This window comes from Pseudomonas sp. GW821-FHT01A09 (assembly GCF_058986725.1).
Genome location: NZ_JBYSWB010000019.1, coordinates 1 through 14,386, shown reverse-complemented (window position 1 = coordinate 14,386; position 14,386 = coordinate 1). Strand labels below are relative to the sequence as shown.

Here is a 14,386-nt window from a genome sequence, read left to right as displayed (position 1 = left end):
CATGCTGTGGCCGACGACCTTGATAGGCGCGGGCGTGGGGTACGCCGTCGCCAGTATCCCCGGTGCCTTGCTCGGCGCCTTGCTGGGGCAGGCGCTGGATCGGCGCCTGCAATTGCATGGCTGGGCCAACGTGCGCGAATTGCTGGGTGGTCGCCCGGCATTGCGCGACGACGAGCTGCTGTTCGTGTTGTTGGGGCGAGTGGCGAAAGCCGACGGGGTGGTTACCGACAGTCACATCCGTCAGGCACGCCATGAGATGACGCAGTTGCATCTGGGTCCAGGCGCGCAACAGGCGGCGATCGCCTCGTTCGGCCGCGGCAAGACCGGGCGCGACAATGTGCGCGGGCATCTGCGTCGGCTGGGGCGTCAGCCTTATACGGGGGAGGGCATTCTCAGGGCGTGCTGGCGCATGGCTTGGGCGGATGGCCAGGTGGGAGTGACCGAGCGCGAGCTGATTCTGCAATGGAGTGCATGGCTGGGCTGGACTCGTCAGCAAAGCCTGGCGGTGGCGGCGGACTATGAGCCGCGGCGCAACAAACCGCCGGTCAACAGCGGCGGCGAGTACCAGGATGCCATGCGGTTGTTGGGCGTGAACGCGGCCACCGAACCGGACCAGATCAAGCGTGCTTATCGTCGCCTGCTCAGCAAGCACCACCCGGACAAGCTAGAAGGCAGCGGTGCGAACGAAGCGCAGGTGCGGGCAGCGACCGAGCGCACGCGCAATCTGCACAATGCCTATACGTTGATCAGGCAGCGGCGCAATTTTTGATATGACGTCGGCTGGGCCGGCCCATTCGCGGGCAAGCCCTGCTTCCACAGAGTTGACCGACCTTGAGGCGTACACCTGTGGGAGCAGGGCTTGCGCGCGAAGAGGCCCTCGATAACGACACAAATTTGCTTACAGATCCTTGTCCGGACTCAACCAACCCCGCACCCGCCGATACAGTTGCTCCTGCTCGGCCTGGGGATCGCCCGGCAGTACTGTCAGATTGATCTGGCGATACTGGCTGCCGGTCACACGCTTGCTGGCCTCAAGCCGTGCCTTGGCGGTTTTGCTGGCCGCCCCCTCATCGCCATAAAAGATATCCACCGCCGGCACCTTGAGCTGCGGCGTCAGTTGCTCCAGCGGCTGCGGTGCGCCTTGCGGTGCGCGGGCTGCCACCATCACCAGCTTCTGCGCCCGTGACGGCTGGCGCTCGGTCAGATAACGCGTAGCCCAGTAGGCGCCGGTGCCATGCCCGAGCAAGACGATGCTGCGGGCTTTCTGGGTTTGCGCATAGGCGATACCGGCATCGATGCGGGCGAAGATCCGCTGAGCATCGGCGTCGGCCTGTTCATCGGCCGAATCGGCAGCCGCGCTTTTGTCACCCGGGTCGGCGTCGGCGGCGGTGGCTTGCTCCACCGGCGCATTGGCATCGGCCGGGGTCGACTGGCTTTTCGACTCGGTGGGTGTCGGCGTTGCGGCAACGGCGCGCGGTTGCGGGGACTCGCTCAGCAGGTCCGGTACGGTCAGGCTCAGGCTGGCCCACTGCCCATCCGGCAATTTGCGCCGCAGCGGGCCGACGGCTTGCGGCCAGTCGGCGGTCTCGCCGGTGCCCGGCACGATGATCACCACGCCTTTGCCGTCCGCAGTATTGGCCGGGCGCCACAGGGCCAGGAAGTTATCGCTGCCCGCTTGCAGTTGCACTTGCTCGGCGGCCGGCAGGCTGCGCGCCAGGGCCAGCGCGTCTTCCTCGCTGCGCTCCATGATCGGTGCGCGGGGCGCGGCCGGTGCCGCAGCCGGTGCGGGAGCTGGCGTCGGGTCGGCGGCCAGCGCCCAAGGCGCCACCAGTGCCAGGCACAAAAAGGCGCTGCGGGAAATTGAAAAGCACGGAACAGCGAGCGATGTGCGGTAGATTGGAGACATCGGGTATTCCAGTCCAGTGTAGTAGCCGGCAGCCTAAAGCCATTTGGTTGCAGCAGCCAAGTGCCAGGCGGGTTCTTCTTGTTCATGAGACAGCAAATGATTCGATTGTGCAGCCTGTGGCTGATGGGCGTACTGATCCTCGGTGCTGTGGTCGCGGGCCCGGTGCGCGCCGACGAGCCTGCCGTCGCCTCGCTCGACCCCGCACACGCGCAGTGGCTGGCGGCCCATCGGCAGTGGCGGGTGGGGCTGATTCTGCAAACGCCATACGCCTCCTATGATCGCCGCTCGCAGCAGCTGTCCGGGCTCAACGTCGACTTGCTCAATGGCCTGGCCAAGGCCCTTGCCGTGGAGTTGATCTGGCGTCATTACCCCGACCAGGCGGCCCTCGAGGCTGGCCTGCGCAAGGGCGATGTCGATTTTGCCCCCGGCCTCACCCAGACGCCCTCGGGTTTGCGCCTGTGGATGTTTTCCGATCCTTATATGCGCATTGCCCAGCGCATCGTCGGTGAGCGCAACGGCGGCGCGGCGGTCGACCTGGAAAAACTCGGCGAGAACGACCGGGTGGCGGTGCGCATGCCCAGCCCGGTGGCCGACTATCTGCGCGACAGCTACAGCAATCTCAATCTGCAAGGCGTCACGCTGGAGCGTCAGGCCCTGCAGGCTGTGCTCAGCCAGCAGGCCAGTTACGCGGTGGTCGACGAAGCGCAACTGAGCCGCTTGTCCAGGGAGCCGGAATTCGCCAACCTGGCGGTGGTGGGTGATATTGGCCGTCCGCAGTTGTTGCGCATCGGCTCGCGCCGCGACTGGCCCGAGATGGCCGGGGTAATCGAAGCCGGCCTGCACGATATCCCCGTCAAGGACGTCGAGCAGTGGCGAAGCCGCTGGTTGCAGCCCAAATACCCGACACCCGGTGAATCCAGCGGCTTCTGGCTGAACCTGTGCCTGTTGCTGTCGGCCATGGTGTTGGCAAGCATCGCCATTCTCAGCTGGCAGCGCCGCCAGGTTCACCATCTGGAAGCCGACCTTTGGCGCTCGCGGGAGGCCATTGCCCGGCATCAGGCCGCCGAGCAGGCGCTGCAGCTCACGCAGTTTTCCATCGACCAGAGCACGGTCGGCATCCTCTGGGTGAATTGGGACAGCCACGTGCGCTACGCCAACCGCGCCGCCGAAAGCATGCTCGGTTATCCGCCAGGTGCGGTGGTCGACCGGCCCTTGATCGACTTCGAGCCCGGCCTGCACATGGATCGCTGGCTCAACCTGTGGAAACGCGCCCGCCAGGGCGAGGACAGTTCGCAGAGTTTCGAGACCGAGTGCGTGCGCGCCGATGGCAGCGTTCTGCCGGCGGATGTGTCCCTGAGTTTTCTGCGCTTCCACGACGGTGAGTACCTGGTGGTGTATATCCAGGACGTCACCGAGCGCCGCCGCGCCTCCGCGGCCTTGATGGAAAGCGAAGCGCGGCTTGCGGGGCTGGCGGACCAGCTACGGGATCTGACCGCGCACCTGGAGAGCGTGCGTGAAGAAGAGAAGGCCCGTATCGCCCGCGAAGTGCACGACGAATTGGGACAGATGCTCACCGTGCTCAAGCTCGAAACCTCGATGTGCGAGCTGGCCTATGCGCAGCTCGACCCCGGTCTGCAGGAACGCCTCAACAGCATGAAGAAGCTGATCGCGCAGTTGTTCCAGCTGGTGCGCGACGTGGCCACGGCCTTGCGTCCGCCGATCCTCGATGCTGGCATCGGCTCGGCCATCGAGTGGCAGGCGCGGCGTTTCGAGGCGCGCACGCAGATCCCGTGCCTGGTGCAGGTGCCCGAGCAGCTGCCGGTGCTTGGCGATGGCAAGGCGATTGGCCTGTTCCGCATCCTTCAGGAGGCGCTGACCAATGTCATGCGCCATGCGCAGGCGCATACTGTGGAGATAGTGCTCGAGGATGACGGGGCGTTGCTGAGCCTGGTCATTATCGACGACGGCATCGGTTTCGACCCGAGCCAGCCCAGTACGTCGTTCGGCCTGGTGGGGATGCGCGAGCGGGTATTGATGCTCGGCGGCGAGTTGCAGCTCGACAGCGCGCCGGGGGAGGGGACGCAGCTCAAGGTGGCGATTCCGTGGGTCTGAATGAATCCCTTGGCGAGGAGGTTGGCCGGCGAAAAATCCGTCGGCCACGCGAGTGTGTCAGGTACATTGCGATCGGCGGCCAGCCCCCTCGCTACAGATATTGTGTTTTTCCGGGAGAGACCGAGTGATCCGTGTATTCGTGGCCGAAGACCACACCATCGTGCGCGAGGGCATCAAGCAATTGATCGGCCTGGCCAAAGACCTGCTGGTGTGCGGTGAAGCCAGCAATGGCGAGCAGTTGCTCGAAGCGTTGCGGCATACGCCCTGCGAGGTGGTGCTGCTGGATATCTCCATGCCCGGGGTCAACGGCCTGGAGGCGATTGCGCGGATTCGCGCGCTCAACCAGCCGCCGGCGATTCTGGTGCTGTCGATGCACGACGAAGCGCAAATGGCGGCCCGTGCCCTGAAGGTCGGCGCGGCGGGATATGCCACCAAGGACAGTGATCCGGCATTGCTGTTGACGGCCATTCGTCGGGTCGCGGGCGGTGGCCGCTATATCGACCCGGACCTGGCCGATCGCATGGTCTTCGAGGTCGGCCTCACCGATTCCCGGCCATTGCACACGCTGCTGTCGGAGCGCGAGTTTTCGGTGTTCGAGCGTCTGGCGCAAGGCGCCAACGTCAACGACATTGCTCAGCAACTGGCCTTGAGCAGCAAGACCATCAGCACCCACAAGGCGCGCCTGATGCAAAAACTCAAGGTGGCATCGCTGGCCGAGCTGGTGAAATATGCGATGGAGCACAAGCTGGTGTAGGAAAGCGGCATGCCCATGAGCGACAGCTTTTGCTGGTTCTCATGGGCAATGGAGGCACCTGTTGAAGCAGCGCAATGATGCGCAGGCTATTTAGCTCAGAAACTTGGCAATAGCGACTTTCATCATCTTCGTGAATGCATTGGTGTTGCCCGAGTGGAACAGGCTTTCCTGGTCGTTGCTGTTATGCAAGCGTTGGTAGGTGGTATCAGCATCAGTTGCCTGGGCAAATAAGGACTGGGCGTTTGTAAGGTTCTGCCGTATGGCTTTGGCCTCTGGGGCGTAGGCATTATATTGAGGAGTGCCTTTAGGTAATTTGACGATTTTATCAAAAGCCTCCTTCCACGCAGATTCGGCGTTGGCCAAGTTGGAAAAAGCCTTCACGAACTTTTCCGTTTTTGCGGCCTCGCCTGTGTTGACCACACTGAGTCCCACTGCAGGAAAACCTTTATATTGAAAGGACAAATGGTCGCTCATGGGAGTGGCTTCATTTTGTACAACATTGAAGCCATGTATGTCTTCTTTGAGGAGGTTGAGGAAATCCACTTCAGCAGCGGTTGAAGGTCTGGGAACCTTGGCAGCTTCAAGGTCATCAGAATGAAACCATGCGTTATGAGAGCTGTTGGAAGCACCTGCATATACTTCTTTGCCGGCACCGCCCATCAGGTCGATGTTAATGACCAGATCGGGCGTTATATTTTTTTCAGCCAATGATTCCACGAACGCCTTGGAGCCCAGTAATCCCTGTTCTTCTGCATCCATAAAGACAATTTGCAATCGGGTACCTTCGGGCAGATTACCTTTGAAGTGTTTCGCCATATCGACAAGCGCCGCGCAGCTGACCGCATTGTCGTAGAAGCCTTCGGAGCCATCTCCAATTTTGTCGAAATGCGCGGTGACTATCACGTGCTTGCCAGGCTGGTGGGCCGCTGGCCCCGAGAGATTTACCACCATATTTTTACCTTTGATGGTGACCTCGTCCCTTCGCTGCTGCTGGAATGTCTGCTTTTCAAAAGGTATTTTATTGTTTATCAGCAGTCTTTTGATGGCATGTCGGCGCTGCCGGTTGAGCTCCTTGCTGGAGATGGTAATGGCGTCGGCGTGAATATGGTGGTCGCCGCTGGCTATGTCGAGACCGTCCTGTATGAAGTTTGTAATGGTGCCAAGGACGGTAGGCCCCTGCACCGGAAGCGGTGAGGCGACGGCGCTGGGCAATCGGAACGGATCAACATCACGCCAGTCACCTGCGTTGATTCCTGCTTCAGACGCTCCGGGCGTAAGGGCAAGTGTGCCCGACTGGCGAGGGCCGTCATCGATAAAGTGCGGGACTTGTTTATGCGGCTGCTGCGGGTTGAAAATGGAGGTTGCGTTCAAGAGCAAACAAGCAGCTTGAAGGGCATTATTAACCCTGAGTTTTGGCAGTGCGGCTGTATTATCTGAAACACCACGCTGAGCGGCGAATAATGTCGCTAAGTAGAAATCGTCACTTTTGTAGCCAGTCAGCCGATGTTGCTCCGAGCTGCTATTTGCAGTACGTTTCAGCGCTTTTTCAATGATGGAGCTATTTTCCTCTATTGTCTTATGAAACTTTCCGATCTCATTTCTATGTTGCGCCGCGATGGTAGTATAGGCTCCTACTGTCATTTTACCTCTCCATTTGAACCAAAATTGAGTCTCACATTCTCAATCGCCAACCAATCACGTCGCAACTCGATTTACGAATGAGAGTGTTACTTATTAATTGCGTAACAAAAAAACACCTCATGCCTATCCGCGTCATATCTGTAGGGCAATCCCTACACGCGAACTTCCAGAGCGCTGACCGCAATCTCTCCCAACCCCCGATTTGCGTGGCCTGCAGCCTTCACTAGGCTGTATGCAGGCAGTCACCAATCATCATAGGTACGGGTTATGAGCGTGGTTCAATCAAGCGCAGAGGCGAGCGAAGTGCTGGTCAGCTTTCGGGGCGTGCAGAAAAGCTACGACGGCGAAGCGCTGATCGTCAAAGACCTCAACCTGGATATCCGCAAAGGCGAATTCCTCACCTTGCTCGGCCCCTCGGGTTCCGGCAAGACCACCAGCCTGATGATGCTGGCCGGTTTCGAAACGCCCACCGCCGGGGAAATCCAGCTGGCCGGCCGCTCGATCAACAACGTGCCGCCGCACAAGCGCGACATCGGTATGGTGTTCCAGAACTACGCGCTGTTCCCGCACATGACCGTCGCGGAAAACCTGGCCTTCCCGCTGTCCGTGCGTGGCTTGAGCAAGACCGACATCGCCGAGCGGGTCAAGCGCGTGCTGGGCATGGTCCAGCTCGACAGTTTCGCCTCGCGTTACCCGGCGCAGTTGTCCGGCGGCCAGCAGCAGCGTGTGGCCTTGGCCCGGGCGCTGGTGTTCGAACCGCAACTGGTGCTGATGGACGAACCCCTCGGCGCCCTAGACAAGCAGCTGCGTGAACACATGCAGATGGAGATCAAGCACATCCATCAGCGCCTGGGTGTGACTGTGGTCTACGTGACCCACGACCAGGGCGAAGCGCTGACCATGTCCGATCGCGTGGCGGTGTTCCATCAGGGCGAGATCCAGCAGATCGCCGACCCGCGCACGCTTTACGAGTCGCCGAAAAACACCTTCGTCGCCAACTTCATCGGCGAGAACAACCGCCTCACCGGGCGCCTGCTCAGCCGTGCCGGTGATCAATGCGTGGTGGAGTTGGCCCGTGGCGAGAAGGTCACGGCGCTGGCGGTCAACGTCGGCCAGATTGGCGACGACGTGACCCTGTCGATCCGCCCCGAGCGTATCCGCCTCAATGGCCACAGCAGCGAATGCGCCAACCGCTTTTCCGGGCGGGTGGCCGAGTTCATCTACCTGGGCGATCACGTGCGCGTGCGCCTGGAGGTGTGTGGCAAGACCGATTTCTTCGTCAAGCAGCCGATCGCCGAGCTCGACCCGAGCCTGGCCGTGGGCGACGTGGTGCCGCTGGGCTGGCAGGTCGAGCACGGCCGCGCCCTCGATCCGCTGCCTGTCGCACAGTAACCATTACCTCTGCCGTTGTTAGAAAAACCATAAGAGTTACACCCAACCTGCACTCTGGAGAATCGATTAAATGCTCAAGCATCTGAAGTTCACCGCCCTCACCATGGGCATGCTGTGTGCGGCGCAGGCCATGGCCGCCGACTTGACCGTGGTGTCGTTCGGTGGCGCCAACAAGGCCGCACAAGTCAAAGCGTTCTACGAGCCGTGGGAAGCGGCCGGCAACGGCAAGATCATCGCGGGTGAATACAACGGCGAAATGGCGAAGGTCAAAGCCATGGTCGACACCAAGAGCGTTGACTGGGACCTGGTCGAGGTCGAATCCCCCGAGCTGTCCCGCGGCTGCGATGAAGACATGTTCGAAACCCTCGATCCGAAACTGTTCGGCAACGCCAGCGACTATGTGAAGGGCGCGATCCAGACCTGCGGCGTGGGCTTCTTCGTCTGGTCCACCGTGCTGGCCTACAACGCCGACAAGCTCAAGACCGCACCCACCAGCTGGGCCGATTTCTGGGACACGAAGAAATTTCCCGGCAAACGTGGCCTGCGCAAAGGCGCCAAGTACACCCTCGAATTCGCCTTGATGGCCGATGGCGTGGCGCCCAAGGATGTCTACAAGGTGCTGGCCAGCAAAGACGGGCAGAACCGCGCATTCAAGAAGCTCGACGAACTCAAGCCGAACATCCAGTGGTGGGAAGCCGGCGCCCAGCCGCCGCAGTACCTGGCCTCGGGTGACGTGGTCATGAGCTCGGCCTACAACGGTCGCATCGCTGCCGTGCAAAAAGACAGCAACCTCAAGGTGGTCTGGAACGGCGGCATCTACGACTTCGACGCGTGGGCCATCCCTAAAGGCGCCAAGCACATCGAAGAGGCGAAGAAGTTCATCGCCTACACGGTTTCGCCCGAGCAGCAGAAGGTCTACTCCTCAAACATCGCCTACGGCCCGGCCAACAGCCAGGCGGTTGCGCTGCTCGATAAGGGCATCCTCAAGGACATGCCGACCACGCCGGAGAACATCGCCAACCAGGTGCAGATCGATGTCGCTTTCTGGGCCGACAACGGCGAGCAACTGGAGCAACGCTTCAACGCCTGGGCCGCCAAGTAACGCCAGCCGGTAGTAAAGCCGACGCCTGCGCATTGGAGGCGTCGTTCTCGTCAAAGTCTCGCGGAGTACGTTATGGCCCTCTCAGTGCCCCTGGCCTCGGTCACCGGCCCCACCTTGAAGCAACGGCTGGCCCGTGCCGAGCGGCTCAACCGCTGGAAGGCGCAGGCGCTGATCGCACCCTTGGTGCTGTTTTTGCTGCTGGTGTTTCTGGTGCCTATCGTGGCCTTGCTCTACAAAAGCGTCGGCAACCCGGAAGTGGTCGGTAGCCTGCCGCGCACGGTCGCGGCCATGGCCAGTTGGGATGGCAAGGGCCTGCCGGCGGAGCCGACCTTCAGGGCACTGAGCGAGGACCTGGCCGATGCCCGCAAGAATCAGCAATTGGGCGATCTGTCCAAGCGCTTGAACATGGAATCGGCCGGCTATCGCAGCCTGCTGATGAAAACCGCCAAGGCGCTGCCCTTCGAGGCCGAGCCTGGCTCCTATAAGGAAGCGCTGGAAGGTCTCGACGAACGTTGGGGCGATCCGGCGTACTGGCAAGTGATTCGCCGTAACACCAGCAGCGTCACGCCGTATTACCTGCTGGCGGCGGTGGATCATCGGATCGACGATCTCGGCGAGCTGGCCCCGGCCACCCCGGATCAGTCGATCTACCTGGATATCTTCGCCCGCACCTTCTGGATGGGCCTGGTGATCACCGCCATCTGCCTGGCGCTGGCTTACCCGCTGGCTTACCTGCTGGCCAATCTGCCGACCCGGCAGAGCAACCTGTTGATGATCATGGTGCTGCTGCCATTCTGGACCTCGATCCTGGTACGGGTGGCGGCGTGGATCGTGCTGCTGCAATCGGGCGGGCTGATCAACAGCGCGCTGATGGCCATGGGCATCATCGACAGACCGTTGGAACTGGTCTTCAACCGGGTGGGCGTGTACATCTCCATGGTGCACATTCTGCTGCCGTTCATGATCCTGCCGATCTACAGCGTGATGAAGGGCATTTCGCCTACCTATATGCGCGCGGCCATCTCCCTGGGCTGCCACCCGTTCGCGAGTTTCTGGCGGGTTTACTTCCCGCAGACTTACGCAGGCGTCGGCGCGGGTTGCCTGTTGGTTTTCATCCTGGCGATCGGCTACTACATCACCCCGGCGTTGCTGGGCAGTCCCAACGATCAGATGGTCAGCTACTTCGTGGCCTTCTATACCAACACCAGCATCAACTGGGGCATGGCCACGGCACTGGGCGGCTTGCTGCTGCTGGCCACGGTGGTGCTGTACCTGATCTATAGCCGTCTGGTCGGCGCCAGCCGCCTGCGCCTGAGCTGAGGATATGAAAATGCTGAGCCCTTATATGTCGCCCGTCGAGCGGGTGTGGTTCTACGGTTTGCGCATCCTCTGTGGATTGGTGCTGTTGTTTCTGATCCTGCCGGTGCTGGTGATCATCCCGTTGTCGTTCAACTCCGGCAGCTTTCTGGTCTATCCGCTGCAAGGCTTGTCGCTGCACTGGTATCAGGACTTCTTCGCCTCGGCGGAGTGGATGCGCGCCCTGCGCAACAGCGTGATCGTCGCTCCGGCGGCGACGGTGCTGGCGATGATCTTCGGGACCCTGGCGGCGATCGGCCTGACCCGTGGCGATTTCCCCGGCAAGTCGCTGGTGATGGCACTGGTGATTTCGCCGATGGTGGTGCCGGTGGTGATCATCGGCGTGGCCAGCTATCTGTTTTTCGCTCCCTTGGGCCTGGGCAACAGTTTCTTTTCGCTGATCATCGTTCATGCGGTGCTGGGCGTGCCCTTTGTGATCATCACCGTGTCGGCAACGCTGCAGGGCTTCAATCACAATCTGGTGCGGGCGGCGGCCAGCCTCGGCGCCTCGCCGCTGACCGCTTTCCGGCGGGTGACCTTGCCGATGATCGCGCCTGGGGTGATCTCCGGGGCCTTGTTCGCGTTTGCTACGTCCTTCGACGAGGTGGTGGTGACGCTGTTCCTGGCTGGGCCAGAGCAGGCGACTTTGCCACGGCAGATGTTCAGCGGCATCCGCGAGAACCTCAGCCCGACCATTGCGGCGGCGGCGACCTTGCTGATCGTGTTCTCGGTGATTCTGCTGCTGACGCTGGAATGGCTGCGTGGGCGTGGGGAGAGGATGCGTACCGCGGCATGACCCAGTAGCGGGGGGGCTTGCCCCCGAAAAAGGTGCCAGCGACCGGTGCGTTGCCAGACCCATTATCGGGGGCAAGCCCCCTCGCTACAGGACGAAGAGGCCGGCACTGAAAGCTGAATATCCGCACCTGCCCGTCACCTGCCTTCCTGGGCTACAATGCGCGCCACCGTGATTCCAGACCAACAGGTGCGCCATGCAGCCCTACGCAATTGCTCCCTCCATTCTCTCCGCGGATTTCGCTCGTCTGGGCGAAGAAGTCGACAATGTCATCGCCGCCGGCGGTGATTTCGTCCACTTCGATGTGATGGACAACCACTATGTGCCCAACCTCACCATCGGCCCGATGGTCTGTGCGGCGCTGCGCAAATATGGCATCAAGGCGCCTATCGACGTGCACCTGATGGTCAGCCCGGTCGATCGCATCATCGGCGACTTCATCGAGGCCGGCGCGACCTACATCACCTTCCACCCTGAAGCCACCCAGCACATCGACCGCTCCCTGCAGTTGATCCGCGAGGGCGGTTGCAAGGCCGGCCTGGTGTTCAACCCGGCCACGCCGCTCAATCTGCTCGAGTACGTCATGGACAAGGTCGACATGATCTTGCTGATGAGCGTCAACCCGGGTTTCGGCGGCCAGAAATTCATCCCCGGCACCCTGCAGAAGCTGCGCGAAGCCCGCGCCTTGATCGATGGCAGTGGCCGTGACATCCGCCTCGAAATCGACGGCGGCGTCAATCTGCACAACATCCGTGAAATCGCCGAGGCCGGTGCCGACACCTTTGTCGCCGGCTCGGCGATCTTCAATTCCCCCGATTACCAAGACACCATCGCCAAAATGCATGCCGAGCTCGCGCTGGCGCGCTCATGAGCAACCTCGCCAAGCTGTTCCCCGAGCATCTGCCGCGAGTGGTGATGTTCGACCTCGACGGCACCCTGGTCGACTCGGTGCCGGACCTCGCGGTCGCGGTGGACAAGATGCTGGTCGAACTGGGCCGCGAGCCGGTGGGCATCGACGCGGTGCGCATCTGGATCGGCAACGGCGCCAAGGTGCTGGTGCGCCGCGCGCTGGCTGGCGGCCTGGAGCATGAGCATGTGGATGATGCCCAGGCGGCACAGGCGCTCGAGCTATTCATGGGCCATTACGGCGACAGCCATGCGCTGACCACGCTCTACCCGGGTGTGGTCGAGACCCTCAAGTGGCTGCACAAGAAGCGCGTGAAAATGGCCCTGATCACCAACAAGCCGGAGCAGTTCGTCGCGCCGTTGCTGGATGAGCTGGGGCTGGGGCGTTTTTTCAAGTGGATCATCGGCGGCGATACCCTGCCGCAGCAAAAACCTGATCCGGCGGCGCTGCTGTTCGTCATGAAAATGGCCAACGCTCGACCTCGACATGCGTTGTTCGTCGGCGATTCGCGCAGCGACGTGCTGGCGGCCAAGGCCGCTGGCGTGGCCTGTGTGGCCATGAGCTACGGCTACAATCACGGTCGACCGATCAGCGAAGAATCGCCGACGCTGGTCATCGATGATCTGCGCGCGTTGATCCCCGGTTGCTTAGCGCCAAGCGGTGCGCTAACGTTGGTGGCAATCGACTCCTCCCCGCAAAGAGATTCCATCGTGGTGGTCACTCGCAAACTCTGGATGAAAGTCATCAAGGCCCTGGCCCGCTGGCGTTGGCGCGCCTGACTGATTCCGCCGGCGCTGCCGGTACGTTTGCCTACCTGACCGTTTTCCCCTCATGCCACGAGGCTGCTCATGATCCGCGAAGAATTCCTGCGCTTGGCTGATGCCGGCTATAACCGTATCCCGCTCGCCCGCGAAACCCTGGCCGACTTCGATACGCCGCTGTCGATCTACCTGAAACTCGCCGACGCACCCAACTCCTACCTGCTCGAATCCGTGCAAGGCGGCGAGAAATGGGGCCGTTACTCGATCATCGGCTTGCCGTGCCGTACCGTGTTGCGCGTGCATGACCACACGGTGCACATCACGCTGGACGGCGAAGAGATCGAGCGTCACGAGGTCGAGGATCCGCTGGCCTTCGTCGAAGCCTTCAAGGCTCGTTACCGGGTGCCGACCATCGCCGGCCTGCCGCGCTTCAACGGCGGCCTGGTGGGGTACTTCGGCTATGACTGCGTGCGTTATGTCGAAAAACGCCTGGGCAAGTGCCCCAACCCCGATCCGTTGGGGGTGCCGGATATCCTGTTGATGGTTTCCGATGCGGTGGTGGTGTTCGACAACCTGGCTGGCAAGATGCACGCCATCGTCTTGGCCGATCCGCAACAGGCCGATGCCTTCGCGGCCGGTCAGGCTCAGCTCGATGCGTTGATGGCCAAGCTGCGCGAGCCGATCACGCCCCGTCGCGGTCTGGATTTCACCCGCGAGCAGGGCGCCGAGCCGGTGTTCCGCTCAAGCTTCATCCAGGCTGACTATGAGCGTGCCGTCGACACCATCAAGGAATACATCCTGGCGGGCGACTGCATGCAGGTGGTGCCGTCGCAGCGCATGACCATCGATTTCAAATCGGCGCCGATCGACTTGTACCGTGCGCTGCGCTGCTTCAATCCGACGCCTTACATGTTCTTTTTCAACTTCGGCGATTTCCACGTGGTCGGCAGTTCGCCCGAAGTGCTGGTGCGCGTCGAGGACAATCTGATCACCGTTCGCCCGATTGCCGGGACTCGTCCACGAGGCGCTACCGAGGAAGCGGATGAAGCGCTGGCCGTCGATTTGCTCAGCGACGACAAAGAGATTGCCGAGCACTTGATGTTGATCGACCTGGGGCGTAACGACACCGGTCGGGTTTCGGAAGTGGGCTCGGTGAAGCTGACCGAGAAGATGGTCATCGAGCGCTATTCCAACGTGATGCATATTGTTTCCAACGTCACCGGGCACTTGAAGGAAGGCCTGACGGCGATGGATGCACTGCGGGCGATTCTGCCGGCGGGCACCCTGTCCGGTGCACCGAAGATCCGTGCGATGGAAATCATCGACGAGCTCGAGCCGGTCAAGCGTGGCGTGTATGGTGGGGCGGTGGGGTATTTCGCCTGGAACGGCAATATGGACACGGCCATTGCCATCCGCACCGCCGTGATCAAGAACGGCGAGCTGCATGTGCAGGCCGGCGGCGGCATCGTGGCTGACTCGGTGCCCGCGCTGGAGTGGGAAGAGACGATCAACAAGCGTCGCGCGATGTTCAAGGCGGTGGCGCTGGCGGAGCAGCCTGTCCCGATGGATTGAGGCATGGCTCTCTCCTGTGGTGAGGGGGGGGGGGGGGGGGGGGGGGGGGGGGGGGGGGGGGGGGGGGGGGGGGGGGGGGGGGGGGGGGGG

12 protein-coding genes are annotated in these 14,386 nt (G+C 61.8%); 10 read left to right on the top strand and 2 right to left on the bottom strand.

The genetic code is table 11. The features are described from left to right. Window position 1 precedes the first annotated feature (1 nt). Window positions 2-769: a TerB family tellurite resistance protein gene (locus AC3WJP_RS20010; protein ID WP_493722330.1), complete on the top strand. Its 768-nt coding sequence runs from the start codon at window positions 2-4 to the stop codon at window positions 767-769. A gap of 129 nt (window positions 770-898) precedes the next feature. Here the strand turns inward: AC3WJP_RS20010 and AC3WJP_RS20005 are convergent, their stop codons facing one another. Beyond that, window positions 899-1,906 (bottom strand): alpha/beta hydrolase family protein, encoded by a 1,008-nt coding sequence (locus AC3WJP_RS20005; RefSeq protein ID WP_493722329.1) that lies wholly within the window; start codon window positions 1,904-1,906, stop codon window positions 899-901. Between the two features lie 96 nt (window positions 1,907-2,002). Between AC3WJP_RS20005 and AC3WJP_RS20000 the strand changes: the two genes are divergently transcribed. Together AC3WJP_RS20000 and AC3WJP_RS19995 are read left to right on the top strand one after the other, a co-directional pair. After that, on the top strand, window positions 2,003-4,018 hold the full coding sequence (locus tag AC3WJP_RS20000) for a PAS domain-containing sensor histidine kinase (protein ID WP_493722328.1): 2,016 nt from the start codon (window positions 2,003-2,005) through the stop codon (window positions 4,016-4,018). 124 nt (window positions 4,019-4,142) lie between these two features. Further along, a complete protein-coding gene (locus AC3WJP_RS19995; protein ID WP_493722327.1) occupies window positions 4,143-4,772 on the top strand; it encodes a response regulator in 630 nt (209 codons plus the stop codon). A gap of 90 nt (window positions 4,773-4,862) precedes the next feature. Here AC3WJP_RS19995 and AC3WJP_RS19990 read toward each other — a convergent pair whose 3' ends face one another. After that, on the bottom strand, window positions 4,863-6,413 hold the full coding sequence (locus AC3WJP_RS19990; protein ID WP_493722326.1) for a M28 family metallopeptidase: 1,551 nt from the start codon (window positions 6,411-6,413) through the stop codon (window positions 4,863-4,865). A 267-nt stretch (window positions 6,414-6,680) separates the two neighbouring features. On the opposite strand from AC3WJP_RS19990, the gene AC3WJP_RS19985 reads away from it, so the two are divergent. From AC3WJP_RS19985 to trpE, 7 genes are all read left to right on the top strand, one after another. Continuing rightward, window positions 6,681-7,805, top strand: a complete 1,125-nt coding sequence (locus AC3WJP_RS19985) for an ABC transporter ATP-binding protein (RefSeq protein WP_493722325.1) — start codon at window positions 6,681-6,683, stop codon at window positions 7,803-7,805. 70 nt (window positions 7,806-7,875) lie between these two features. Beyond that, a complete protein-coding gene (locus AC3WJP_RS19980) occupies window positions 7,876-8,907 on the top strand; it encodes an ABC transporter substrate-binding protein (RefSeq protein WP_493722324.1) in 1,032 nt (343 codons plus the stop codon). 72 nt (window positions 8,908-8,979) lie between these two features. Beyond that, complete coding sequence (locus AC3WJP_RS19975) at window positions 8,980-10,227, top strand: ABC transporter permease (protein ID WP_493722323.1); 1,248 nt, start codon at window positions 8,980-8,982, stop codon at window positions 10,225-10,227. 10 nt (window positions 10,228-10,237) lie between these two features. Beyond that, complete coding sequence (locus AC3WJP_RS19970) at window positions 10,238-11,059, top strand: ABC transporter permease (RefSeq protein ID WP_493722322.1); 822 nt, start codon at window positions 10,238-10,240, stop codon at window positions 11,057-11,059. A gap of 193 nt (window positions 11,060-11,252) precedes the next feature. Continuing rightward, entirely contained in the window at window positions 11,253-11,927 is a 675-nt protein-coding gene (rpe, locus tag AC3WJP_RS19965; protein WP_493722321.1) for a ribulose-phosphate 3-epimerase, read from the top strand. Next, entirely contained in the window at window positions 11,924-12,742 is an 819-nt protein-coding gene (locus AC3WJP_RS19960) for a phosphoglycolate phosphatase (protein ID WP_493722320.1), read from the top strand. The genes rpe and AC3WJP_RS19960 overlap by 4 nt, the downstream gene beginning before the upstream one ends. Window positions 12,743-12,811: 69 nt before the next feature. Further along, complete coding sequence (gene trpE / locus AC3WJP_RS19955) at window positions 12,812-14,296, top strand: anthranilate synthase component I (protein WP_493722319.1); 1,485 nt, start codon at window positions 12,812-12,814, stop codon at window positions 14,294-14,296. Window positions 14,297-14,386: the final 90 nt, after the last annotated feature.

Coding starts and splice junctions, on each gene's coding strand:
- AC3WJP_RS20010 (WP_493722330.1), top strand. CDS start 2: ATGCTGTGGCCGACGACCTTGATAGGCGCGGGCGTGGGGTACGCCGTC.
- AC3WJP_RS20005 (WP_493722329.1), bottom strand. CDS start 1,906: ATGTCTCCAATCTACCGCACATCGCTCGCTGTTCCGTGCTTTTCAATT.
- AC3WJP_RS20000 (WP_493722328.1), top strand. CDS start 2,003: ATGATTCGATTGTGCAGCCTGTGGCTGATGGGCGTACTGATCCTCGGT.
- AC3WJP_RS19990 (WP_493722326.1), bottom strand. CDS start 6,413: ATGACAGTAGGAGCCTATACTACCATCGCGGCGCAACATAGAAATGAG.
- AC3WJP_RS19985 (WP_493722325.1), top strand. CDS start 6,681: ATGAGCGTGGTTCAATCAAGCGCAGAGGCGAGCGAAGTGCTGGTCAGC.
- AC3WJP_RS19980 (WP_493722324.1), top strand. CDS start 7,876: ATGCTCAAGCATCTGAAGTTCACCGCCCTCACCATGGGCATGCTGTGT.
- AC3WJP_RS19975 (WP_493722323.1), top strand. CDS start 8,980: ATGGCCCTCTCAGTGCCCCTGGCCTCGGTCACCGGCCCCACCTTGAAG.
- AC3WJP_RS19970 (WP_493722322.1), top strand. CDS start 10,238: ATGCTGAGCCCTTATATGTCGCCCGTCGAGCGGGTGTGGTTCTACGGT.
- rpe (WP_493722321.1), top strand. CDS start 11,253: ATGCAGCCCTACGCAATTGCTCCCTCCATTCTCTCCGCGGATTTCGCT.
- AC3WJP_RS19960 (WP_493722320.1), top strand. CDS start 11,924: ATGAGCAACCTCGCCAAGCTGTTCCCCGAGCATCTGCCGCGAGTGGTG.
- trpE (WP_493722319.1), top strand. CDS start 12,812: ATGATCCGCGAAGAATTCCTGCGCTTGGCTGATGCCGGCTATAACCGT.